The sequence below is a fragment of the Burkholderia sp. AU27893 genome, from assembly GCF_002223205.1.
In the GTDB taxonomy this organism is placed as follows: Bacteria; Pseudomonadota; Gammaproteobacteria; order Burkholderiales; family Burkholderiaceae; genus Burkholderia.
In genome coordinates this window covers 2,056,771-2,080,435 of record NZ_NKFD01000001.1, presented here as the reverse complement: position 1 = coordinate 2,080,435, position 23,665 = coordinate 2,056,771, and the positions used below count along the sequence as shown (strand labels likewise).

Genomic DNA, 23,665 nt, shown 5'->3' with positions numbered 1-23,665 from the left:
GGGGGTCAAGCCGAGAGCGTCACGTCGATCTCGTCGTAACGTTTGAGCCGATAGATCGCGGCCGACACGATCCAGCACGCGAGAAACAGGCCGATCACGACGTAGCCGAGCATCCCGAAATGCGAGGCGACCAGCGTCGAGAATGCCCAGACGGGGCCCTGCAGGGAGAGTTTGTCGGCGAGCAGCGCGAGCACCTCGATGCCGCCGATCAGTGCGGCGACCAGCACCGACACGAACGTGATCGTCATGTTGTAGTAGATCTTGCGGATCGGCCGCACGTACGCCCAGCGGTACGCGCCCATCATCAGGATGCCGTCGGTCGTGTCGACGAGCGTCATGCCCGCGGTGAACAGCGCCGGCAACGCCATCACCGACCAGAACGACATGCCGCCCTGCACCTGCGTCGCGGAAATGCCGAACAGCGCGATCTCGGTCGCGGTATCGAAGCCGAGGCCGAACAGGAAGCCGACCGGATACAGGTGCCAGCTGCGCGACACGAGGCGGAACAGCGGCCGGAACAGGCGCGCGAGCACACCGCGCTGGTTCATCAGCATGTCGAGATCGGCATCGACGATCGCCTCGCCGCGGCGGGCCGCGCGAAACGTGCGGTACACGGAAATCAGGATCAGCAGGTTCGCGGCCGCGAGCACCAGCAGGAAGAATGCCGACACGCTCGTGCTGATCACGCCGCCCCAGGTCTTCACGCTCTCGAAGCGCGCGAGCGACGCCGCGGTCAGCGCGACCGCCACCGACATCACGATCACCACGGTCGAGTGGCCGAGCGAGAAGAACAGGCCCGCGCCGAGCGGGCTGCGGCCGCCCTGCATCAGCTTGCGCGTGACGTTGTCGATCGCGGCGATATGGTCGGCATCGACCGCGTGGCGCAGCCCGAACACGTACGCGAGCAGCGCGGTGCCCAGCAGCACGGGCTGCTCGCGAAACGCGACGAAGGCCCAGATCCACGCGGCGACGTTGAACGCGACGAGCAGCGAGTAGATCGCCACGATTTTTCCGCGCAGCCCGGACGGGCTGTCGTTGAACAGGCGGAGGAACGAGTCGAGCATGATGCTCCCTTGCGAACGGTCGACAGGGTGAATGCCAACACGGCTGCCGCGTGCCCTGCCCGTGCCGCCTGTCGCACGCCGTGCCGGCGCGTGCATGCAGCGGACGGTTCGGCGGAGGAAGCGGGAAACGCCAGGACGTCTGGGCGTACTGCGGCCGTGGACGATGCGCCGCCTCCCCGCGGCGCTGGATCCAACGTCCTGGCCGGTATCCGGGCTGACGAACACGCCGCTTCGCCTTCCCGGATGCGCGGCATCCAGTGGCGGTCGTCCGCATGCGGCAGGCATGCGGCGAAGCGGCGCTGCGTCGTGCCGGGCACGACGCGTTCGCTTACCGTTGCGGGGGCAGCACAGGTTGGCTCGACTGCGGTGCAGGCAGGTCCCTGTTTCCCGTTTAACTGCGCGCACCGGAGCGGCACGCGCGAGCACCAAAACGCGTGCGAGTGTAGGCGGGCGGGCCGGGAGCGTCAAGACGACGGCCCGCGAGCCCGTGCGAGCGCGCGTCGCGGCCGGCTTTCCGGTCCAGCGGCTCAGCCGGTTCCCGGCGACTGCTCCGCGATCGCGTGGCGCAGCGCTTCGACGGTATCGGGACGCCCGAAATACCAGCCCTGCGCACGGACCGACTGCCCGGGGATGTCGAGCATGTCCGCCTGCTCACGGGTCTCGACGCCCTCGAAGACCAGACCGGCCCCGAGTCGGCGGGCAATCGCCAGGATCTCCGGAATGAATGAGGTGCCGTCATGCTGCGGCGCGACCGGCAGCAGCGAACGGTCGACCTTGATGTAGTCGATCGCAAGATGCTGCAGCAGGCTCAGGCTGGAATAGCCGGTGCCGAAATCGTCGATGTAGACGGGATGCCCGAGCGCGCGCAATTGCCGCAGTGCCGGCACGATTTCCGGCAGTTCCACGGTCGACCGTTCGGTCAGTTCGACGCCGACATGCCGGCGCGACAACCCGGCCGGCCAGCAGCGGTTCAGCGTCGCCAGCAGGCTGCCGTCCCGCAATTCGGGCGCGCTGACGTTGATGGTGACGCAAAAGTCCGGCCTGCTGTCGAACAGCACGCGCATCTCCCGCAGGACCGTGCGCACGACGAACGCCGTGACGTCGACGATCATGCCCGCGCGTTCGGCTTCGGCAATGAACACGTCGGGGGCGGCTGGCCCGCCGGTCCAGCGGATCAGCGCTTCGGCGGAGACGATCCGCGATGACGCGCCCAGCGCAACGATCGGCTGATAGCGCAGGACGAATTGCCCGTTTGCCAGCGCTCGACGCATCTGCGCCGGGAGCGCGGCCCAGCGTCGGTGCAACATCCGCGCGCCGAGCCCCAGACAGCAGCCCGCCGCGCCGGCGGCGATCCCCAGCAGCCAGGCGGCGCGCCGACTCGCGTTCGCGAGCGCCTGCGGCGTCACGACGACGCTGGTACACAGCGGCACCCGGGCCGAGCAGAATGGTTTGCCGTCCCGAAACCCCGGCACCTGGCCGGCATCGTCGTACTCCGGGACACCGCGCTTGCCGAGTCCGATGACGAGCGCGGCCGGGTGGCCCTTGAGTCCGATCACGTAGTGCAGACCCGGCGGCGGCGGCACCCTGAAGGCGTCCAGGTCCATCAGCAGGTTCGCCCTCCCCCCGGCGACCACCAGCCCCAGCGTGTCGGGGCTCGACAACAACGGCACCGCCCAGAAGGCCGACATCGCGTCGGTCAGCCGGAATGGCTGCCGCGTCGAAGCAAAGGGCCTGGGCAGCACGCCCAGCATCGTCGTGCAGAGCAGATCGGGGCCGGACAGGCGTCCGACGTCCTTGATGTACTTCGACTGCACGGAAGCCGATCGCAACCGGCGCCGATCCTGGGGCGAGCAGGCGGCGTACGGCGAGGCATTGACGTCGGCAAGCGTCCTGGCCGCCGAGTCGAATACAACGTCGATCTGCTGGACGACTTGCATCCCCAGTGCGGCAACCGATCGCGCCAGCACGATCTTCGTGACCTGCGGCCACGCTGCCAACGCCAGTCCTGCCGAAACGACCAGCACGCCGATAGCGAGTGCATGGCCGGCCCCATGGGAGGTTGTCCACCTGCGTACGTTCGGCATAGGTGCGGTGCTTTGCGATGTAGTGGTCATCGCCCTGCAGGTCCGGCAGAGCGAGCCGATTTTGGTATGGATTTCGTCAGCCTCGTGCGACCGGCGCCCCGAAGCCGCGCCTTGGTCGTGGCGTTGGCCAGAGGATCGCACACCAATATTACGGCCCGGCAATGCAGCGCCGCCGGATCGAGTGCCGACAGGATACGGGCCCGGTTCGCCGGCGCCGTGCCCGATGTACGCTGTGCTATCGTATGCGCCGCGTTCGGTGCTCGCACGCGCATTCCGCGCGTGCAGTTAAACGGGAAACAGGAGGCGGACCACCGCCCGGCCTGTGCTGTCCCCGCAACGGTACGCCGCCCGCGCGACGCGCTTCCCCGCGCACGCGCCCATGCCGCCCACGATGCCACTGCCCTTCAGCCGGGCGGGAAGGCTGCGGCCTGGCAAGCGGCCAGCCCGGATACCGGCCGACGCAAGGGGCGAGCCCGACGCTCGCCGAACGCCCGATCCGCGGGGGACGGATGAGGTGCGCATTTCGCCCGCGTCCGCGCGGGCTTCGTTCGATCCGTCATGCATCACCTGTTCGCTGGCCGCCGCCGTGCCGCCCGCCTGCCCCTTTTCCCCGTTACGACACGGTGCGCGCCGTGCCGCGCCCGATGAGCCGCGCCTGGCTCATCGGCGCCGGCCCGGGCGACGCCGACCTGCTGACGCTCAAGGCCGTCCACGCGATCGGCACGGCGGACGTGCTGCTCGTCGACGATCTCGTGAATCCCGACGTGCTGCGCCATGCGCGCGCCGATGCGCACATCGAGCACGTCGGCAAGCGCGGCGGTCATGCGTCGACGCCGCAGGAGACGATCGTCGCCGCGATGCTCGCGCATCTGCGCGCGGGGCGCAGCGTCGCGCGGCTCAAGGGCGGCGATCCGTTCGTGTTCGGCCGCGGCGGCGAGGAGCTGGCCGCGCTCGGCGCGGCGGGATTCCCGGTCGAAGTCGTGAACGGCGTCACCGCGGGCATCGCCGCGCCGGCCGCGATCGGCATCCCGGTCACGCAGCGCGGCGACGCGCAGGGCGTGATCTTCGTCACGGGCCACGGCGCGGGCGCCGACGAACCCGACTGGCGCGCGCTCGCGGCCACGCGCATGACGATCGTCATCTACATGGGCATCCGCCGGCTCGACGCGATTGCCACCGCGCTGCGCGATGGCGGGCTGCCCGGCGCGACGCCGTGCGCGGCGATCGAGCATGCGACGCGCCCTGAGCAACGCCACGTGCTCGCGACGCTCGATACGCTCGTCGAACGCGTCGGTACGACCGGCATCGGTTCGCCGGCGATCGTCGTGATCGGGCGCGTCGCGGCGTTCGCCGACGATCCCGCGGTACGGGCCGCGCTCGGCGGCGGCGCATGATGCGTGTCGCGCTCGGCATCGGTTTCCGTGCAGGCGTGACGGCCGCGCAACTCGATGCCGCGATCCGCGCGGCGCTGATGCGTTACCCCGCCGCCGAACCCGCGCTCGTGGCCACGCTCGCCGACAAGGCGCGTGCCCGCGCACTGCGCACGCTCTGCGCGCGACGCGGCTGGCCGCTCGTCGCGTTCGACGCGGCGCAACTCGCGAGCCGCCCGGAACTGGCCGCGAGCGGCCCGTCGGCCGCCGCGCTCGCCCGCTTCGGCGTCGCGGGCGTGGCCGAGCCGTGCGCGCAGCTCGCGGCGCCGCATGGCCGGCTGTTGGGCCCCAAATCCATCCGGGACGGCGTGACGGTCGCACTCGCCGGCCCGCTCTGAACCCTTTGTTTCGCTTTTTTTTCGACAGGACGAATCCGATGAAAACCGACGCCGAATCCCATCAACGGATGACCGAACGCCGCCGTGCCGGCCACGAGAAGAAGCAGGCCGCCGCCGTCAACGAAAAGGGCCTGCTGATCGTCAACACCGGCAACGGCAAGGGCAAGAGCACGGCCGCGTTCGGCATGGCCGTGCGCGTGCTCGGCCACGGCATGCGGCTCGGTGTCGTGCAGTTCATCAAGGGTGCGCTGCACACGTCCGAGCGCGACTTCCTCGGCGCGGTGGCCGAATGCGATTTCGTGACGATGGGCGACGGCTATACGTGGAACACGCAGAACCGCGACGCCGACATCGCGACCGCGCGCAAGGGCTGGGACGAGGCGCGCCGGATGATCGAGAGCGGTGACTACCGGATGGTGATCCTCGACGAACTGAACACGGTGCTGAAGTACGAATACCTGCCGCTCGACGAAGTGCTCGCGACACTCGCCGCACGTCCCGAGGCGGTGCACGTCGTCGTGACCGGGCGGCATGCGCCCGATGCGCTGATCGACGCGGCCGACCTCGTCACCGAAATGCGGCTCGTCAAGCATCCGTACAAGGAGCAAGGCGTGAAGGCGCAGCGCGGCGTGGAGTTCTGAGCATGCCCGCCTGTCCCGCGCTGTTCGTCAGTGCGCCCGCGTCGGGCCAGGGCAAGACGTCGGTGACGGCGGGCCTGGCGCGGCTGCACCGCCGGCTCGGCCGGCGCGTGCGCGTGTTCAAGACCGGGCCCGATTTTCTCGATCCGATGCTGCTCGAACGCGCGAGCGGCGCGCCGGTGCATGCGCTCGACCTCGGGATGGTCGGCGAGGCCGGCTGCCGTGCACTGCTGGCCGACGCGGCGCGCGAGGCCGACCTGATCCTGATCGAAGGCGTGATGGGGCTGTTCGACGGCACGCCGAGCAGCGCCGACCTCGCGGCCGCGTTCGGCGTGCCGGTCGTCGCGGTGATTTCGGCGAAGTCGATGGCGCAGACCTTCGCGGCGATCGCGTTCGGGCTCGCGCGGTTCCGGCCGGGGCTGCCGTTTCACGGCGTGCTGGCGAATCGCGTCGGGTCGGCCCGGCATGCGGAACTGCTGCAACAGGCGCTGCCCGACGACCTGCGCTGGCTCGGGCACGTGCCGGCCGATGCGGGCATCGCGCTGCCGGAGCGGCATCTCGGCCTGCACCAGCCGAACGACATCGACGATCTCGACGCGCGGCTCGATCGCGCGGCCGACGTGCTCGCGCAAACGGCGCTGGCCGAGTTGCCGCCGGCCGTTGCGTTCGCGGAACCGGATGCAGCGGCGCCGCTGCCGCGTGCGCTCGCCGGCAAGCGGATCGCGGTGGCGCGCGATGCGGCTTTTTCGTTCATCTATCCGGCGAATCTCGCGTTGCTCGACGCGCTCGGTGCGCAGGTGCGATTCTTTTCGCCGCTCGCCGACGAACCCTTGCCGGACGATTGCGACGCACTGTTCCTGCCGGGCGGCTACCCGGAATTGCATGCGGCGACACTCGCGGCGAATGCCTCGACCGCGCGTTCGATTCGCGCGCACGCAGCGGCCGGCCGGCCGATCGTCGCGGAATGCGGGGGGATGGTGTATCTGTGTGAGTCGCTGACCGATGTCGACGGTGTGACGACGCCGATGCTGGGGCTGTTGCCGGGTCACGCGACGATGCAGCGCCGGTTCGCCGCACTCGGCATGCAGCAGCTCGACACGCGCAGCGGGACGATGCGGGGGCATACGTTCCACTACTCGCGGCTCGCGACGCCGCTGGAGGCGGTCGCGCATGCCGCGCGTCCCGATGGCGCGGCGGGCTACGGCGAGGCCGTCTATTGTCGCGATGCGATCGTCGCGACCTACATGCACATGTACTGGCCGTCGAATCCGGAAGCGGTCGTGGCGTTGTTCAGCGGGGAAGCGTTCTAGATTCGGGATCGCACGAGTCATACCGGGATTGCATGCCCCGTCGCAACGATCACGTGCCTGCTTTGTGCGACTACAGATGTTGTTCGATGTCCATGCGTTGATGCAGGACCCGAATCAAATCGATCGTGTATTCCGTTTCACGATAGAACACGACGTGGGAGCCCACGGCGTACCGGAAATATCCATCGCGAACAATGCAAGTCCGGCCGACCTTTTCACCGCGCGCCAGCGCTTCCATGGTTCCGATCAGATCGCGGTGGTAAAGGTCGGCTTGCTTGAGCGACCCACGCCCGACGGTATCGCGCCAAATGTCTTCGAGATCGAGTTCGGCCAGCGGGGCGAGCCGACGCTGCCTTTAGCCGTCATGCGCGGCCCGCATGCGGGCCAGGAAGGCCTCGCGGTCGAATGGCCTGGGTGCTCCCGATACCTCCCCGGCCTTCAACGCTTCCTGCAACGCGCGCACCTGCATGTCGCGTGATTCGAGAAGCCGCAAACCGGTTCGTTCGACGTCGCTTGCGGAACCGTATTGTTCCGATTGCACTTGGGTATCGACGAGTTCGGCAAAGTGGTCGCGCCGGGAAACGGATGTGTTTTGCGACATGAGTCATTTCTCTTTCAATGCGGCCATCGTTTTCCCGAGTCTGGGACTTCCGGCGCTCCGCCGTTGCGGCGACCTTGTCGATGCCGCGCCTCGCGCCGTATGCGTCGTTTTCGCTGTCAAACCAGGAACGCCTCCGCCAGCTTCACCCAGTACGACGCGCCGGTCGGCAGCGCCGCATCGTTGAAGTCGTAGCCGGGGTTGTGCACCATGCAGCCGCCCTCCCCGTCGCCGTTACCGATGATCAGGTAGCAGCCCGGCCGCTTCTCGAGCAGGAACGCGAAATCCTCGCTGCCGGTGAGCGGCACCATCCCGTCGATCAGGTTCGCGTCGCCCACCCATTCGCGGGCGACGTTGCGCGCGAACGCGGTCATTTCCGCATCGTTGACGAGCACCGGGTAGCGGCGCTGGTAGTCGATCGTCGCGGTCGCGCCGAACACGGCCGCCTGCGCATGCACGACTTCCTTGATGCGCGTCTCGAGCAGGTCGCGCACCTCCGGCTTCAGCGCGCGCACCGACAGGCGCATTTGCGCGCGATCGGGAATCACGTTCGGCGCCTCGCCCGCGTGGATCGCGCCGACCGTGACGATCGCCATGTCGAGCGGCGACACGTTGCGCGACACGATCGTCTGCAGCGCGATGACGATCTGCGCGCAGACGACCACCGAATCGACCGCCTTGTGCGGCACCGCGCCGTGGCCGCCCCGGCCCTGCACGTCGACGATCACCGTATCCGACGACGCCATGAACGACCCCGGCAGGAAGCCGAACTTCCCCGTCGGGAAACCGGGCATGTTGTGCATCGCGAAGATCGCGTCGCACGGGAACAGCTCGAACAGCCCTTCGTCGAGCATCTTCTTCGCGCCGCCGAGCCCCTCCTCGGCCGGCTGGAAAATCAGGTTCAGCGTGCCCGAGAAGCGGCGCTCGCGCGCCAGGTGCTTCGCGGCCGCGAGCAGCATCGCCGTGTGGCCGTCGTGGCCGCACGCATGCATCTTGCCGGCGATCCTGCTCTCGTACGGCAGGCCCGTGGCCTCGTGGATCGGCAGTGCGTCCATGTCGGCGCGCAGGCCGAGCCGCTGTGCGCCGCTGCCGACCTTCAACTGCGCGACGACGCCCGTGCCGCCCAGCCCGCGGTGCACCGTGTAGCCCCACGACTGCAGTTGCTCCGCGACGAGGTCGCTCGTCGCGAACTCTTCGAAGCCGAGCTCGGGGTGGGCGTGGATGCGGTGTCGGATCTCGATCATTTCGTCGGCGAGGCTGGCGGGAATCACGCTGTGCGTCACGGTGTCGTCTCCTGTCCTGTGGGGAATGTGCAGGCAAGGATAGTGGGTTCGGCAGCAACCGGGCAGACGGAAAGTCGTCGTGGTAGCAACCGGCAGTTGCCATATTGGGAACGATGCGCGAGGCGCGCAAGCTGGCCATCCGGCCGACTGCCGCCCAGGAGCCGAACGCGCAACACTGTGGGTCACCCATCGATTTCTTGCGTGTGAGGGCGCGGTGACTATCGTTCAGAATCATCAAATAGTTCCTACACATCAATATCTTGCGAATGCTTGTTCACTTTTTGACGCTTGTACATTTTTTGTGTACGCTGACAAAAAAGTGAACAAGCGATTCTCTTTGATGCCCGTGAACATCTCCCTCTCCGTGTCGGAACAGCGCGTGCTCGACGAAGCGTGCGCCGCGTTCGAAAGCGCGACCCGGCGCTTTCGTGCCCGACCCGTGCGTGTGTCGGCCGCCTGGAAGGCGCGCGCCGACGCCATGATCCGCTTCGACGTTGCCGGGCAGGCATTCGAGATGCCGGTCGCCGTGAGCCTGCGCGTCGAATCGCTGTCGGGCGCGCTCGCGGAATTGCGCCGCCGCGGCGAACCCGCAGCGCCCGGCGAACGGTCGTTGATGCTGGTCGCACCGTATCTTTCGGCGGAACTGGCCGCCGGCCTGACCGACCAGGGCATCCCGTTTCTCGATACCGCCGGCAACGCATGCCTGACCGAACCGGAGGCGACCGTGATGATCGCGGGCCGGCCGAAGCCCGCACGCACGCCACGCCGACAGGCGTCGCGCGCGACGACGCCGAAGGGGCTGGCCGTGATGTTCGCCCTCGCGACACAGCCGGGCCTGGTCGCGCAACCGTATCGGGCGATCGCCGCTGCATCGGACGTCGCACTCGGCACGGTCAATCTCGCGATGGACGACCTGATCGCGCGTGGCCTCGTCGGGCAACGCCGCAACGGCGAGCGCCTGATGCCCGACTGGCCGCGCTTCGTACAGGAATGGGTCGCGCTCTATCCGAGCCGCTTGCGCGCGAAACTGCCGAGCCGCCGGTTTGCGAGCCTCGCGCCCGACTGGTGGCGCGGCTTCGATTTCGCGGCATTCGATGCGCGACTCGGCGGCGAGCCGGCAGCCGACCTGCTGACGCGCGACCTGAAACCCGCCGCGATCACCGTCTATACGCACGGCACCGCGTCGAACCGGCTGCTGCTTCAGGGCCGCCTGCGTCCGGACGAGCGCGGCGATGTCGAGATCGTCGAAGCGTTCTGGCCGCGGTCTGCGGAGCTTGCCTGGCGCGAGCAGGAAGTACCGGTCGTACCGCCGCTGCTGATCTACGCGGATCTCGTCGCGTCCGGCGACAGCCGCAATCTTTCCATCGCCGATCGCATCCATGACCGATGCCTCGCCCAACCGCCCGCTTGAGGTCGACGCACGCCGGCCGCTGGAGCCTGCGGCGGTCGCGTTGCTGCAGGCCGTCGGCTCTGCCGGCGCGCGTCTCGACACGGCATTCGTGGTCGCCGGTGCAACCGCGCGCGACATCCTGATGTGGCACGTGCACGGCATCCGGCCGGTGCGCGCGACGAGAGATGTCGACGTCGCGGTGTGCGCGGTGAGCTGGCCGTTTCACGCGCAGCTCGTCGAGGCACTCGTCGCGACCGGGCAGTTCACGCGCGCACCGAAACAGCAGCAGAAACTGCTGTTCGAAAGCGGCGCGGACGGTTTTCGCACGGAGCTGGATCTCGTGCCGTTCGGGCCGCTCGAAACGCCTCCGGGCGAAATCGCATGGCCGCCCGGCGGTGAATTCGTGCTGAACGTGCTCGGGTTTCAGGAAGCGGTGGATACCGCACAGCCTGTGTCGATCGATGCGCGCACCGTGGTACCGGTGGCCAGCCTGCCGGCACTGGCGCTGCTGAAGCTGCTCGCCTGGAAGGACCGGCGTGCACGCCAGAACAGCGATGCGTACGACCTGCTGTTCCTGCTGCGGAATTTTCACGACGCCGGCAATCGCGAACGTATCTGGGATGCCGCGCCGGACCTGCTCGAAATCCACGCATTCCAGCCGGGACTCGCCGCTGCCGCGCTGCTCGCGCGAGAGGCGAAACGCATCGCTTCGCCACAAACGCGTGACGCGATCCGTGCGCTGTTGTCGGACGAAGCAACTTATGCCGTGCTCGGCCAGGATCTGCTGGCACGTGCATTTGCGCTGTTGCCCGGTGAATTCAGCGATGACGCCGACCGGTATCTCGACGCATTCCGCAACGCCTTTCTCGCAGACGAACCCGCGTCGCGCGCTTGACGCGCCGATGCGCAACCGCCGAGCGACCGAGCAGATCCCGAACGGCGCTCAAGCCGCCCAGTCTTCGAGCGACAACCCGGCCACACGACCGAACTCGCGGCTGTTGTGCGTGACGAGCACCGCACCGGCCGCGATCGCATGGCCGGCGATCGATGCGTCGTTCGCGCCGATCGGCGTGCCGCGCGCGGCGAGATCGGCACGAATCGCGGCCGTTGCATCGACGGCCGCCGTGTCCCACGACAGCACGCCGTCCAGCCGCGAAACAAAGGCCGTCACGAGTTCCGCATGCTTCGGCGACGCCTTCCTGCCGACCGCGCCGAACCGCATTTCGGCATAGGTAATCGCCGAGACGACGATCCGGTGCTGCGCATTGACGCACGATTGCAATCGCGACAGCACCACGGGCGGCCGCTCACGCATGATGAACGAACAGATATTCGTATCGAGCATGTAGAGCGTGGTCACTGGCCGGACTCCGTCGGGGCGGCGCCACCATCGGCCAGGTCGAAGCGGCTGGACTCGATGACGGCCGGGCGTTCGGCGAGGAAGTCGGCGTCGGCCGGCGGTTCGCTCGCGAACGAGAGCCACGTGGGCCGCACCGGCCGCAGCAGCAGCGTGTCGCCCTCGCGGCGGATCTCGAGTTCCGTCACCCCCTCGAACTCCATGTCCTTCGGGATGCGGATTGCCTGGTTACGGGCGTTCTTGAAAATGGAAACGGTGCGCATGAGCCACTCCATGGGAGTACGATGCGTCCATTCTAGACATATGCTGGCATATGTCAATGCTGGCGCGCGCAAACGGGATGTCGCGCCCCATGCTGTCGCGGATGTTTTTGCAATGTCGCGGGCCTGTCGTCGATGAGGAGAGCGATCCATTCTTCACGACGCAGGCCGCGCGGTCCATATGCCGGACGGCCGATGCCCGCGAGCCACGGTGCCGCGCGCACCCTCGCACCGCACCGCGCACCCGCGCCGTCACGGCAATTTGAAAGTGTCGAAGAATGTATCGCGCTCGATCACGGTGAGCGCCGCGCGCTTGTGCGGGAAGTCGAACTCCTTCAGCGTGTAGAACCCGAGCCGGTGCATGTACGCGATGTGCCGCACGTGGTCGACGCGCGGCTCGCCCACGAGCCGTTGCGTGCGCGGTTCGTCGACGAACATGTAGTGCAGCACCCCGCTCCACCACGCATGCAGCTTGCCGGCGCTCTGGAAGCGCGAATCGCCGATCAGCAGGTGCAGCCCGCGGTCATAGTCGTGCGCGTCGTAGAACGGCGCGAGACGGTCCTCCTTTGCCCAGTAGAACTCGAAATAGCCGAACGGCGTGTCGTCGAAATAGCCGATCATCGGGTGCATGTGCGGATCCGCGAGCCGCTCGGCGAGATACGCCGCGTGTTCGTCGCGCGTGCCGCGCTGGTCCCAGAAATGCGCGACGCGATCGAGGTTCATCCAGCCGCTGAACAGGTCCGCGTGCGCGTCGACATCGACGGTGCGCAGGCTGAACGTCATCCCGACCTGCGGCATGGCGCGTGCATAGATCTCGCCGGCCGGCGACGGCGGCCGCACCGGGTGCCGGTGGCCGTTCGTGATCACATGGCGCAGCGGCATGCCACCCGACGCAGGCGCCTTCAGCCACGGCCGCGGGTTCTGCCAGAACGTCGCGCGCGACACGGTGAAGCGCAGCGCGTCGCCGGCAACCTGCGCGCCGTCGATCACGCCCTCGCGCACCGCGCGCGCGACGTACGCCGCCACGGCTGCCGCGTCGGCGCCGCCGCGCGGCGCCGTGATCGTCGCCGCGTCGTAGCGCGTGTCGGTGTTGAACAGCGCGACAAACGCCGCGAGCAATACGTCCGGCGAGTCATCGGGCCGCCACGCGTCGAGCGTGTGCTCGGCGACGGCCATCGCCTGCCCGGGTGCGGCGCCGTCGGGCGCGGCGGCCACTTCACCTTCGACGGCATCCGCCGTGCCGGCCGGTTTCGTCAACGTGTCTTCCATCACAGTGCTCCCGCGTCGTGGCGGTCGGCGAGGACGTGCAGCCCCCGCTCGAGTGCCGGAAACAGGCTACGCTGGAAGTTGTTCCAGCGCAGTTCGAGAATCGTGTCGTCCGGTGAGATCGGCGTGTCGAGCACGTCGCAGATCACCTCGCCGGAATCGATGCCGTTGTCGACATAGTGAAACGACGCGCCGGTCATCGTCACGGGCTCGACGGGCGAGGTCGTGCCGTTCGACCAGTCGACCCGTTCGCCGCGCGCGCCGTGCAGCGCGTCGAGCGTCGCCCACGCGCCGCGCCGCTGGTACGGCGAACCGTCGGCGGTGATGCCCGGGTGGATGTTGGCGATGCGCCGGTGAAAGCGCGCGCCGGGCCGCACGAGCTCGTCGAGGATCACGAGCAGCCCGTCGAGCACGACGATGTCGGCGTCGAGTTCGAGCAGGCGCTCGAGCAGGCGGCGCTCGAACGCCTGTTTGGCCGCAGCGCGGTCGCGCGCGTCGCGCGGCAGCCGCCGGTACGTCGACGCAATCGTGCAGAACAGTTCGTCGACCGGCCGGCCCTGCACCGTCAACCCTTCCGGCAGGATCCACGGGCGGCCCGGCGTGCGGGCGAAGCCGTAGTCGGCGACTTTCGCGCGGTCGGCCGGCGAACCGTCGTCGTCGTCGACGATCACGCCCTTGAGCGTGTAACGCTCGCCGAGCGGCGAATCGTTCAGGCGTTCGACGAGATATTCGAGCGGCGCCTTCATGTAGCGCGTGCCGCCCCGATAAGCGACCGGCTGCCCGGCGCGATCGGCCGCGCCGTTGCGCAGCGACTGGATGTAGACGAGATTTTTCTTCGGCATGGATACGTCGTGGAAAAGCGGACGAAGGCGCCGCGGCCCGCCCGCGCCGGCCACGAAGGCCGGCCGGCGGGACACGGCGCACATCGTCACCAGTTGTATTTCGCGGTCGCGATCACGGTACGGTCGGTGCCGAACACACAGACGTTCATCGACTGGCAGCCGCTGATGTAGTGGCGGTTGGCCAGGTTCGTTCCGTTCACGGCGAAGCGCCAGTTACGCGTGTCGTAGTGCACGCCCGCGTCGAACAGCGTGACGCTCGATACCGTCAGCGAATTGTCGGCCCCACCGGCCGATGCGCTCTGGTAACGAACGCCGCCGCCCAGGCCGAAGCCCGCGAGCGGCCCCGTGTGCCACGTCCAGTCGGTCCACAGCGACGCCATCTGGCGCGGGCGCGGAATGTCGACCGGCCAGTTGTTCAGCGACACGTCGTTGGCCTTCACGTTCTTTACGTCCTGATACACGTACGACGCAATCACCGACAGGTTGCGCGTGACCTTGCCGGTCGCGCTCAGCTCGATCCCGCGCGAACGCACTTCGCCGGTCTGCACCGACTTCGTGCCGGTATTGTCCTGGCTCGGCAGCGCCGGCGTGAGCACGTTGGTCTGGTTGATCTGGTAGATCGCCGCGTTCAGCATCAGGTTCTTGCCGGGCGGCTGCCAGCGCAGGCCGGCTTCGATCTGCTTGCCGCGGGTCGGCTGCGGCAGCCCGCCGCCGACCAGGTTCACGCCGATCAGCGGGTTGAACGACGTCGCGTAGCTGACGTACGGCGACAGCCCGTAATCGCCCTGGTACGTGAGGCCGACGCGGCCGGTGAACGCCGTGACGTCCGCCTTCGTCGACGTGCCGGCCGCACGGTCGTCCATCCGCATGTTGACCCAGTCTTCGCGGCCGCCGAGCGTCAGCGTCCAGCGGTTCCACTTGATCTGGTCCTGCGCGTACAGGCCGAACGTGTTCATCGTCGTGTACGTGTTGGTGCGGAACGTCGAGTCCGGCGTGAACACCGCCTTCGTGACAGGCAGGTAGACCGGGTTGTAGATGTTCAGCGGCGGCGCGGCGGCGAGCCATTCGCTGTCGGTCGCGGTCTGGCGGTTGTACTGGAAGCCGAGCAGCAGCGTGTGCTGGAGCGGGCCCGTCGCGAAGCGGCCTTCGAGGTTGTTGTCGATGTCGAAGCGGCTGTAGTTCATCTGGAACACACCGGCCCAGCGCGACACGTCGGTCGTGCTGCCGTCGACGAAGCCATTGCCGAATACCGAACCGTTGTCGAGCGACAGGTGCATCAGGCGCGTGTTCTGGCGGAACGTCCACGCCGGCGTCAGGTTCCGCTCGAACTGATAGCCGACCGACCACTGCTTCTTGCGGTAGTAGTTGAAGTTCGGATCGCCTTCGTACACGTCCTTGTTGATCTGGCCGTTCGGGTTCGGCAGCACCGTACCCTGCGCGGGCAGGAAGTTCGACGAGATATCGCCCCAGTCCTGCAGATAGGTGGCCGACAGCGTCAGCGACGTATCCGCGTTCGGACGCCAGCGGAACGACGGCGCGAGCGAAACGCGCTGGTCGTTGTTCGGGCCGGTCAGCGCGTTGCCGTCGCGCGCGACGCCGACGAAGCGGTACGCGTACTTGCCGTCCGGGTCGAGCTTGTCGCCGACGTCGATCATGAACTGCTTGCGCGCGTAGTTGCCGATCTGCACGCCGGCCTCGCGCACGCGCTCGCCGTCGGCGAGCTTGGTCTGCACGTCGACGATCGCGCCCGGGTCGCCCGCGCCGTACAGCACCGAGGTCGGCCCGCGCAGCACGCTGATGCTGTCGATCATGTACGGGTCGACGCGCCAGCTCGCGAGGTTGATCGTGTTCGGCACCTGCAGCCCGTTCACGTACGCGGTCGGCGTGAAGCCGCGCAGCGCGGCGTACCAGTCGGAACGGTTGTCCGAGCCGTACGACGAGAAGCCCGGCACGTAGCGCAGCGCCGCGTTCACGTCGGTCGCGCCGGTCATCTCGATCTGCTGCGCGGTGACGACGTTGATCGTCTGCGGGATCTCGTTGATCGACGTGCTGGTCTTCGTGCCGGTGCGGCTGCGCTTCGCGACGAGCCCGACCGTGCCGTCTCCTTCCGAGGCCGCGTTGACGTTGATCGTCGGCAGCGTGCCGGTCGATGCACTGGCCGACGCATTCGCGGCCGCACCGTTCTGCGCACTGCTGGCCGACGCCGCTGCGCCTGCGTTCACGGCCGGCGCCGTCTGGGCCTGTGCGTGCCCTGCCGCCACACCGAACGCCACGCTCGCCGCGGCTGCGATCGCACGCAAACGCGTGCCTGTTGCCCACTCCATCTTTCTCTGCTCCACTTTTTTCATGCGGTCTCCGACCGCGCCTTTGTCAAAGAGCGAAAGCCATCCGGCTCGCGCTCACCCCGTTTTCCTGTCGTTTTTCCTGTGTTGCCCGGGCCGCGCCTTCTTCATGGGCGGGTGCGATCCCGTCTTCCAGCGACGCGCAGATTTCGTCCGCGCGGCGCGCCAGTACCGACAGCAGCGTGTCGGACAGGCCGTGGCTGTCTTCGCAGCAGCCTTGCAGGTAGATGCGCGGCGCGAAGTGCGCGGGCGTCGCGAGCAGGTAGTCGCGCGTGACGTCGCCGCGTGCGAGCGCGTCGCCCAGGTGCGGCGCGAGCCCGTCGAGCAGCGCCGAATGCGTGTCGCGGCGGTAGCCGGTGGCCAGCACGAGCGCGTCGAAGCGCTCGACGCGCGTGTCGCCGCTCATCCGGTCGCGCAGCGTCAGCTCGATGCGGCCGTCGGCGGTGCGCACCGCGGCCTCGATCGCGCTGTTCGCGAGCAGCGCATGGCGCGGCGTACCGTCGATGCGCTGCAGGTACAGCATTTCGTAGATCTGTTCGATCAGCGGCCGGTCGACCACCGCGTAGTTCGTGTCGCGATAGCGCTCGAGCAGCGCGCGGCGCGCGTCGTGCGGCTGCGCATAGACGACATCGGTGAACTCGGGGCTGAAGATCTCGTTGACGAACGGGCTGTCGTCGGCCGGCTTCAAGGCGCCTGCACGCATCACGAGGCTCGCGTCGACGTGCGGGAAGCGGCGCGCGAGATCGATGAACACCTCGGCCGCGCTCTGCCCCGCGCCGATCACCGCGACGCGGCGGCGCTCGCCGTCCGGCGACGCGACGAGCCGGTCGATGTCGGTCAGGTACGACGACGAGTGGATCACGCGGTCGCGGCCGAGCGCGGCGAACGCGTCCGGCACCGCCGGCGTGCCGCCCACGCCGACCGACAGCGCGCGCGTGACGCGCTGGCGCTCGTGGCCGGCGGCGTCGCGCGACAGCACGCGCAGCGCGTCGATCTTCGCGCCGTCGCCGTGCACGGGCTCGATCGCGAGGACGGTCTCGCTGTAATGGACGCTATCGTCGAACGCCTGGGCCACCCAGCTCAGGTAGTCGTGGAATTCGACGCGGGTCGGATAGAAGTTCTTCAGGTTGACGAATTCGTTCAGCCGGCCGCGTTCGAACAGGTAGTTGATGAACGTGTAGCGGCTGGTCGGGTCGCGCATCGTGACGAGATCCTTCAGAAACGAGATCTGCATCCGGCAGTCGTCGAGCAGCATGCCGCGATGCCAGCCGAATTCCGGCTGGCGCTCGATGAAGCAATGGGCGAGCGGGCGCGCCGCGCGCCGTTCCTCGAGGCGGATGGCCAGCGCCAGATTCGACGGCCCGAAGCCGACGCCGATCAGGTCGAATACGGTTTCTCTCTGCATGTCTCAGCTCCCTTGTCGGTGAATCCGGCGCGTCAGACGTGACGGCCGGAGAAGAACGTCTCGCGCAGCGTGCGCATCCACAGCGGCTGCGCGTCGGCCAGCGCGAGACGGCGCTGCCGCGCGAAGCCATGCCGCGCGAGATGGTCGGCAACCCGCGCGTGGCCGGCCGGAACGGCACAGCCGACCGCTTCGGTACGCGGGTCGTCGAGAAACAGGTAATGCACGACGGACGGCAGCCAGCCCGCCACGCAATGCGGGCCGCGCCAGCGCGACTCGCCGACCAGCATCCGCAGCCCGCGGTCGTAGTCGCGCGCCGCGACGTGCGGCGCGAGTGCGTCTTCCTTCAGCCAGTACGCCTCGACATACGCGAACGGTTCGCCGTCGAAGCAGCCGACGAGCGGAATCACGTGCGGATCGGTGTCGGGCGCGGCGCCTTGCGGGCCGTCCGCGCCGGGCTGCGTGCCCGGCCAGCCGTCGCGTACGCGCGGTTGGTCGAACCAGCGCGCGAGGCGTTCGGCATCCTCGACCGGCTGCCAGCCGCGCAGCGTGAAGCGCACGCCGAGCGCCGGCAGGTCGCGCGCGTAGACCTCGCCGCGCGGCGCGGGCGGCCGGCGCGGATGACGGCGGCCGTCGGTGAACATCGGCAACGTCGCGCACGGCAGATGCGTGCCGACGCGCCACAGATCGGCCTGCTGCGCCCAGCCTTCACGCATGCAGCGGCCGCCGTCGGCGAGCACGCCGCTCGCGCGCAGCGCATCGAGCGCGACTGCGGGCCACGCGGCCGGGTCGAGCCGGATCGCCGCGTGGCGCGCGCTGTCCGAAAACGCCGCGGCCAGTGCGGCCAGCAGCGCACGCCGCTGGTCGGCCGGCGCCGCGCGATGGTTGTAGGCGACGAGGCGCAGCGCGCCGTCGTCGCCGAGTTGGGCGCGCAGCAACTGTGCGCCGATGCCGTCGCCCTGCGCGACGCGGATCTCCGTGCCGTCGCGCACGGCGAACAGGCCGTCGGCGAACGCGAGGCGGTAGGTATCGAGCATCGTGAATCCGTCCGGACGCACTTCAGCCAGCATGGCGCGCCTCCTGTCCCGTTTCCGTGTGCGCATCGAGCCGCGCGCCGAGTGCCGCGAGCGTCGGCGACGCGAACACGTCGGCGACCGTCAGCGCGTGGCCGGCCCGGCCGGCCGCGTCGACGAAGCGCACGACGTCGAACGACGTCGCGCCGGCTTCGAACAGGTCGGCGTCAGGCTCGGGCGCGGCCGTCGCGAACGTGTCGGACCACAGCGCCGCGAGCACGGCCGCCGCGTGCGGTGCGCGGGATGGCGTTGCGGCGCGTGCGTTGTTGTCGGTCCGCGCGCGATGCGACGCCTGCGCAACAACGCGCTTGTCGGGCGCACCGAGCACCGCTTCCGACGCGCCGGCGAAGCGCGCGACTTCGTCGTGATAGAGATCGACGAGCGCATCGACGAAGCCGCGATCGAGCAGTTCGTCCGCATACGAGAACGCGGCGCTCACGCGGCCGTCCGGATGCTCGACGACGTCCAGCTCCAGCGTAAATACGACGCGATGGCGCACATCGTCGAATCCGGCCAGCGCCAGGCCGGCCCAGTCGCGCGCCGCGGCACCGGTCGGGCGCAGGTAGTTGAACATCACCTGGAACAGCGGATTGGCCTGCGCGGCACGCGGCGCGCGCAGCGCCGCGACGACGTCCGCGAACGGCACGTCGGCGTGCGCATAGGCGGCGAGCGCCGTGTCGCGCACCTGCGCAAGTACGTCCGCGCGACGCGCGGCCGGGTCGAGCCGCGTACGCACGACGACCGAATTGATGAAGAGGCCGAGCGTATCGCGGGCCGCATCGCCCGTCAGCTCGCGCGTCGACGCGAGCACGCCGACCGGCTGGTCGACCGCGCCCGTCGCGCGGAACAGCGCGGTGTTGAGCGCCGCGTGCAGCAACATCGGCAGCGTCGCGTGCGCGGCCGATGCCGTGTCGCGTGCGGCGCGGATCAGTGCGCCGTCGAATTCGAACGCGATGCGTGCCGCGCGCCATTGCGGCACGGCCGGCGCGTCCGCGCGCTGCGGCAGCACGCGCGTCGGCAGATCGGCCAGCGCGTCACGCCAGTAGGCGATGCGTGCCGGATGGCATGGAGCGGGCAGCACGAGCGGCTGGGCGGACAGTTGGTCGGCCTCATCGGCCGGCACGGCGCTGGCGCCGCCCTGCACGCGGGCAACATAGCGCGCACGAACCGCATCGAGCCACAGCTCGATCGATTCGCCATCCGACACGATGTGATGAATCGTCACCGACAACACGTGATCTTCCGCGCCCAGACGCAGCACGCGCGCACGCCACAGCGGCGCATCAGCGGCCAGATCGAACGGTGCGAGCGCATCCTCGTCGGTCAGCGCTGCGGCGCGGGCGAGCACATCGGCTTGCGCCGACAGGTCGAGCACCGGCAGTTCGACAGACGCATTGGCGTCGATCCGCTGGCCCGGCAGTGCGCCGTCACGCGCCACGAGCCGCGCGCGCAGCGCCGGATGCACGGCCGTGACATCCGAGAACGCTGCACGCAGCGCATCGACGTCGAGCGGGCCGCGCACCCGCAGTGCAACCGGAATGTTGTACGCGGCGCTGTCCGGCTGCGCGCGCCACAGGAACCACAGGCCGACCTGCGCCGGCGACAGCGGCCACACGCCGTGTGCGTCGGGTTTGGCGACGGCCACGCCCGGCGCCGCCGCACCGGCCTGCGCGGCGCGCGGTGCATCGGCCACCTGCAACGCATACTGCGCGAGCACCGGCGCCTCGAACAGCGCGCGCACCGGCACGTCGCGGCCGAGCCGTTCGGCCACGCGCGTCGCGACGCGCACGGCCGCGAGCGAATGGCCGCCGAGATCGAAGAAGTGATCGCCGCGGCCCACGCGCTCGAGATTCAGCACGTCGCACCAGATCGCCGCGAGCGCGGCTTCGTCGCCGTCGTGCGGCGCTTCGTACACGCGTTCGACGCGTACCGGCGCCGGCAGCCGTGCGCGGTCGACCTTGCTGTTGGCGTTGCGCGGCAGCGCGTCGAGCACGAGCAGCTGCGCGGGCACCATGTAGTCGGGCAGCGTGCGGCGCAGGTGCGCGTCGAGCGTCGCGGCTTCGACCGGCTGCGCAGCCGCCTGTGCGTCGGCGGTCAGTTCGACATACGCGACGAGCTGCGCCAGTGCGCCCTGCCCGTGCACGACCGCGCAGGCTTCGCGCACCGCGTCGTGCGCGGCGAGCTGCGCCTCGATCTCGCCGAGTTCGATGCGCAGCCCGCGCAGCTTCACCTGGTGGTCGACGCGGCCGATGAAGTCGAACACGCCATCCGCGCGACGCCGCACGAGGTCGCCGGTGCGGTACAGCCGCGCGCCCGGCGCGCCGTACGGATCGGGCACGAAGCGCTCGGCCGTCAGCGCCGGGCGGTCCAGATAACCGCGCGCGACGCCGATCCCCTCGCCGCCCAGGTACAGTTCGCCGATCACGCCGACCGGCAGCGGATGCAGCCGTTCGTCGAGCACGTGCGCGGTGCGCGCGCCGACCAGCGTGCCGATCGGCAGGTACGCGGCGTCGCCGAGTTTCGCGAGATCGTCGCCGGGCCGGAACATCCACAGCGTCGGCGTGATGACCGTCTCGGTCGGGCCGTAGCCGTTAACCACGCGCACGTTCGGCAGCGCGCGGCGCAGCAGCGCAAACGCCTCGCGCGACGTCGCCTCGCCGCCGACCGTCAGCGAACGCAGCGTCGGCGGCGCGCCATGCGCGAGCGCCCATTCGGCGAGCTGCGCGGCGCAGCCGGGCGGCACGTACGTCATCGTCACGCCGTCGCGGACCATCATCGCGCAGGTCTGCGCGGGCGGCCACAGCACGTCGGCCGTCACCGACACGGCGGCGCCCGACATGTATTGCGAAAACCAGCCTTCGTGCGCGCCGTCGAAGTTGACCGACTGGAACAGCAGGAACACGTCGTTCTCGCCCGCGCCGTAGCGCTCGGCGATCGCCGCGCAATGCAGCGCGAACGACGCGTGGTCGACGATCACGCCCTTCGGCTTGCCGGTCGAGCCCGACGTGTAGATCGCATAGGCCGCGTGGCCCGGCAGCACGTCCGGCAGCACGACGTGCGCGGCTTCGTCGAGGGCATCGACTTCGTCCGCACGCCACACGCGCAGCTCCGGCAGCTCGGGCAGCGACGCGGCGCTCGCGCGGTCGGTCAGCACATGCGTGATGTTCGCGTCGCCGACGATCTGCGCGAGCCGTTCGCGCGGATGCGCGGGATCGAGCGGCACGAACGCGGCGCCCGACTTCAGCACCGCGATCAGCGCGACGAGCAGGTCGACCGAGCGTTGCAGCGCGACGCCGACGCGCATTTCCGGGCGGACGCCGGCCGCCACCAGGTGACGCGCCAGCCGCGCCGCGCGCGCATCGACTTCACCGCGCGTCAGCGCACGATCGATATCGGCGACGCCGCGTGCGTCGGGCTGCGCCTGAGCATGCGCGGCGATGCGGGCATGCACGGGCACGAACGGTTCGGATTCGGTTGCGCCTGCCGGTGCGTTCCATGCGAAGAGTTGTGCGCGCTCAGCGGCGGGCAGCCAGTCGAGATCGCCGATCGGCATGTCGGGGCGTGCGAGCGCATCGGCGAGCAGCGTGACGAAGCGTGCGGCCAGCCGGGCGATCGCGTCCGCTTCGAACAGGTCGAGCGCGTAGATGAAGGCGGCATCGAACGTGCCGTCCGGCGTCGCTTCGACCGTCAGCGTCAGGTCGAATTTCGCGGATGGCGTGCCCGACGGCAGCAACGCGGCCGCTGCCGTGCCGAGCGCCGGCAGCGCGCGGCGCTCGCCGTACGCGGCCATCACCTGGAACAGCGGATGGTGGCTCGCGCTGCGCGGCACGCCAAGCGCATCGACCACCTGCTCGAACGGCACGTCCTGGTGCATCTGCGCGTCGACGAGCGCACGTTGCGTGCGTGCGACCAGCGACGAGAAATCGCCGTGCGCGGGCACGTCGACGTCGATCGCCAGCGTGTTGACGAAGAAGCCGATCAGGCCGGCGACTTCCGCGCGCTCGCGGTTCGCGGCCGGCACGCCGACGCAGATCCGCGCGTCGCCGGTCGCGCGCGCCAGCAGCACATCGAGCGCGGCGAGCAGCACCGCGAACGGCGTGGCGCCCGAGGCGGCCGCGAATGCGCGCAGTTGCGCACCGACGCGCGCGTCGAGCGCAAACACGTGGCGGGCGCCGCGCGCACTGCGGCGCGCGGGTCGTGCCGTCGCGCCCGGCAGCGTCAGTACGCCACGTTGCGGATCGAGCCGTTCGCGCCAGAACGCGAGCTGGCGGTCGCGCTCGCCGGCGTCGAGCCAGCGGCGCTGCCACAGCGCGTAGTCGGCGTACTGGATCGGCAGCGGCGCGAGCGGCACCGGCCGGTCGGATGCATACGCGCGATAGAACGCCGCGAGCTCCTCGAGCATCACGCCCGACGACCAGCCGTCCGACACGATGTGATGGACGGTCAGCGCGAGCCAGTGATGCGTCGCATCGAAGCGCACCAGGTGCGCGCGTATCAGCGGCGCGGCGCCGAGATCGAACGGCTCGGCTTCGTCGGCCGTCGCGACGGCTTCCGCGCGCGCCGTGCGCTGCGTATCCGGCAGCGCTTCGAGATCGGTTTCACGCCATGGGCAGCGCAACGGTGCGTGGATCGTCTGCGCGACGCCGTCCTGCGCTTCGTCGAAGGTCGTGCGCAGCGCCTCGTGACGCGCGATCAGCGCATCGCACGCAAGACGCAGCGCATGCGCGTCGAGCGGGCCCGTCAGCGCCAGGCGCTCGGTGATGTGATACGCATCGGGCGCATCGATCAGCCGCGCATGCAGCCACAGCCGCGTCTGCGCGAACGACGCCGGCACGCGGTCGTGGCGCGCCGTGCGCGGCGGGATCGGCAGCACGCGGAAGTCGCTGCCGGCCGCGCCGAGCTTGTCGATGAAGACCGCGCGCTGCGCGTCCGGCAACTGCGCGAAACGCGTCGCGAGCGCGAGCCAGTCGGGTTGAACCTTCGTCATC

19 protein-coding genes and 2 riboswitches are annotated in these 23,665 nt (G+C 69.4%); of the genes, 6 read left to right on the top strand and 13 right to left on the bottom strand.

The window, feature by feature from the left end:
- Positions 1-5: 5 nt before the first annotated feature.
- The gene (locus tag CFB47_RS09820) at positions 6-1,064 is read right to left on the bottom strand and encodes a HoxN/HupN/NixA family nickel/cobalt transporter (RefSeq protein WP_089461038.1); all 1,059 of its coding nucleotides are present in this window, start codon (positions 1,062-1,064) and stop codon (positions 6-8) included.
- 182 nt (positions 1,065-1,246) lie between these two features.
- Positions 1,247-1,509: riboswitch (cobalamin riboswitch) on the bottom strand.
- 82 nt (positions 1,510-1,591) lie between these two features.
- Complete coding sequence (locus CFB47_RS09815) at positions 1,592-3,088, bottom strand: EAL domain-containing protein (protein ID WP_179258935.1); 1,497 nt, start codon at positions 3,086-3,088, stop codon at positions 1,592-1,594.
- 297 nt (positions 3,089-3,385) lie between these two features.
- Positions 3,386-3,623, top strand: a riboswitch (cobalamin riboswitch).
- 169 nt (positions 3,624-3,792) lie between these two features.
- On the opposite strand from CFB47_RS09815, the gene cobA reads away from it, so the two are divergent.
- The 4 genes from cobA to CFB47_RS09795 are packed head-to-tail and all read left to right on the top strand — an operon-like array spanning position 3,793 to position 6,864.
- Positions 3,793-4,542 carry a uroporphyrinogen-III C-methyltransferase gene (gene cobA, locus CFB47_RS09810; protein ID WP_089461405.1) on the top strand — a complete coding sequence of 250 codons (750 nt, stop codon included), beginning with the start codon at positions 3,793-3,795 and terminating at the stop codon, positions 4,540-4,542.
- The gene (locus CFB47_RS09805) at positions 4,539-4,916 is read left to right on the top strand and encodes a cobalamin biosynthesis protein (protein ID WP_089461036.1); all 378 of its coding nucleotides are present in this window, start codon (positions 4,539-4,541) and stop codon (positions 4,914-4,916) included. The genes cobA and CFB47_RS09805 overlap by 4 nt, the downstream gene beginning before the upstream one ends.
- A gap of 38 nt (positions 4,917-4,954) precedes the next feature.
- Entirely contained in the window at positions 4,955-5,557 is a 603-nt protein-coding gene (gene cobO, locus CFB47_RS09800; RefSeq protein WP_089461035.1) for a cob(I)yrinic acid a,c-diamide adenosyltransferase, read from the top strand.
- A gap of 2 nt (positions 5,558-5,559) precedes the next feature.
- A complete protein-coding gene (locus CFB47_RS09795; protein ID WP_089461034.1) occupies positions 5,560-6,864 on the top strand; it encodes a cobyrinate a,c-diamide synthase in 1,305 nt (434 codons plus the stop codon).
- Between the two features lie 70 nt (positions 6,865-6,934).
- On the opposite strand, the gene CFB47_RS09790 is transcribed toward CFB47_RS09795, so the two are convergent.
- The 3 genes from CFB47_RS09790 to CFB47_RS09780 all read right to left on the bottom strand — a co-directional run bounded on the left by CFB47_RS09790 (position 6,935) and on the right by CFB47_RS09780 (position 8,745).
- The gene (locus tag CFB47_RS09790; RefSeq protein WP_256946690.1) at positions 6,935-7,174 is read right to left on the bottom strand and encodes a type II toxin-antitoxin system RelE/ParE family toxin; all 240 of its coding nucleotides are present in this window, start codon (positions 7,172-7,174) and stop codon (positions 6,935-6,937) included.
- Positions 7,175-7,219: 45 nt separating this feature from the next.
- Positions 7,220-7,465, bottom strand: coding sequence for a type II toxin-antitoxin system ParD family antitoxin (locus tag CFB47_RS09785; RefSeq protein WP_089456200.1), 246 nt, complete (start codon positions 7,463-7,465; stop codon positions 7,220-7,222).
- A 116-nt stretch (positions 7,466-7,581) separates the two neighbouring features.
- Positions 7,582-8,745, bottom strand: a complete 1,164-nt coding sequence (locus CFB47_RS09780) for a M20 aminoacylase family protein (RefSeq protein ID WP_089456199.1) — start codon at positions 8,743-8,745, stop codon at positions 7,582-7,584.
- Between the two features lie 340 nt (positions 8,746-9,085).
- On the opposite strand from CFB47_RS09780, the gene CFB47_RS09775 reads away from it, so the two are divergent.
- Complete coding sequence (locus CFB47_RS09775; protein WP_089461404.1) at positions 9,086-10,156, top strand: type IV toxin-antitoxin system AbiEi family antitoxin; 1,071 nt, start codon at positions 9,086-9,088, stop codon at positions 10,154-10,156.
- Positions 10,125-11,030: a nucleotidyl transferase AbiEii/AbiGii toxin family protein gene (locus tag CFB47_RS09770; RefSeq protein WP_089461032.1), complete on the top strand. Its 906-nt coding sequence runs from the start codon at positions 10,125-10,127 to the stop codon at positions 11,028-11,030. Before CFB47_RS09775 ends, CFB47_RS09770 begins: the two co-directional genes overlap by 32 nt.
- 48 nt (positions 11,031-11,078) lie before the next feature.
- Here CFB47_RS09770 and CFB47_RS09765 read toward each other — a convergent pair whose 3' ends face one another.
- The 8 genes from CFB47_RS09765 to CFB47_RS09730 form a co-directional block, all read right to left on the bottom strand.
- Complete coding sequence (locus CFB47_RS09765; protein ID WP_089456196.1) at positions 11,079-11,495, bottom strand: PIN domain-containing protein; 417 nt, start codon at positions 11,493-11,495, stop codon at positions 11,079-11,081.
- Positions 11,492-11,755: a type II toxin-antitoxin system VapB family antitoxin gene (gene vapB, locus CFB47_RS09760; RefSeq protein ID WP_089440069.1), complete on the bottom strand. Its 264-nt coding sequence runs from the start codon at positions 11,753-11,755 to the stop codon at positions 11,492-11,494. Before vapB ends, CFB47_RS09765 begins: the two co-directional genes overlap by 4 nt.
- A 249-nt stretch (positions 11,756-12,004) precedes the next feature.
- Positions 12,005-13,021, bottom strand: a complete 1,017-nt coding sequence (locus CFB47_RS09755) for a GNAT family N-acetyltransferase (RefSeq protein WP_089461031.1) — start codon at positions 13,019-13,021, stop codon at positions 12,005-12,007.
- Positions 13,021-13,860 carry a formyltransferase family protein gene (locus CFB47_RS09750; RefSeq protein ID WP_089461030.1) on the bottom strand — a complete coding sequence of 280 codons (840 nt, stop codon included), beginning with the start codon at positions 13,858-13,860 and terminating at the stop codon, positions 13,021-13,023. Before CFB47_RS09750 ends, CFB47_RS09755 begins: the two co-directional genes overlap by 1 nt.
- 86 nt (positions 13,861-13,946) lie before the next feature.
- Complete coding sequence (locus CFB47_RS09745; protein WP_089461029.1) at positions 13,947-16,208, bottom strand: TonB-dependent siderophore receptor; 2,262 nt, start codon at positions 16,206-16,208, stop codon at positions 13,947-13,949.
- Positions 16,209-16,230: 22 nt separating this feature from the next.
- Positions 16,231-17,607, bottom strand: a complete 1,377-nt coding sequence (locus CFB47_RS09740; RefSeq protein ID WP_089456193.1) for a lysine N(6)-hydroxylase/L-ornithine N(5)-oxygenase family protein — start codon at positions 17,605-17,607, stop codon at positions 16,231-16,233.
- A 32-nt stretch (positions 17,608-17,639) separates the two neighbouring features.
- Complete coding sequence (locus tag CFB47_RS09735) at positions 17,640-18,674, bottom strand: GNAT family N-acetyltransferase (protein WP_089461028.1); 1,035 nt, start codon at positions 18,672-18,674, stop codon at positions 17,640-17,642.
- On the bottom strand, positions 18,664-23,664 hold the full coding sequence (locus CFB47_RS09730; RefSeq protein ID WP_089461027.1) for a non-ribosomal peptide synthetase: 5,001 nt from the start codon (positions 23,662-23,664) through the stop codon (positions 18,664-18,666). Before CFB47_RS09730 ends, CFB47_RS09735 begins: the two co-directional genes overlap by 11 nt.
- Position 23,665 lies beyond the last annotated feature (1 nt).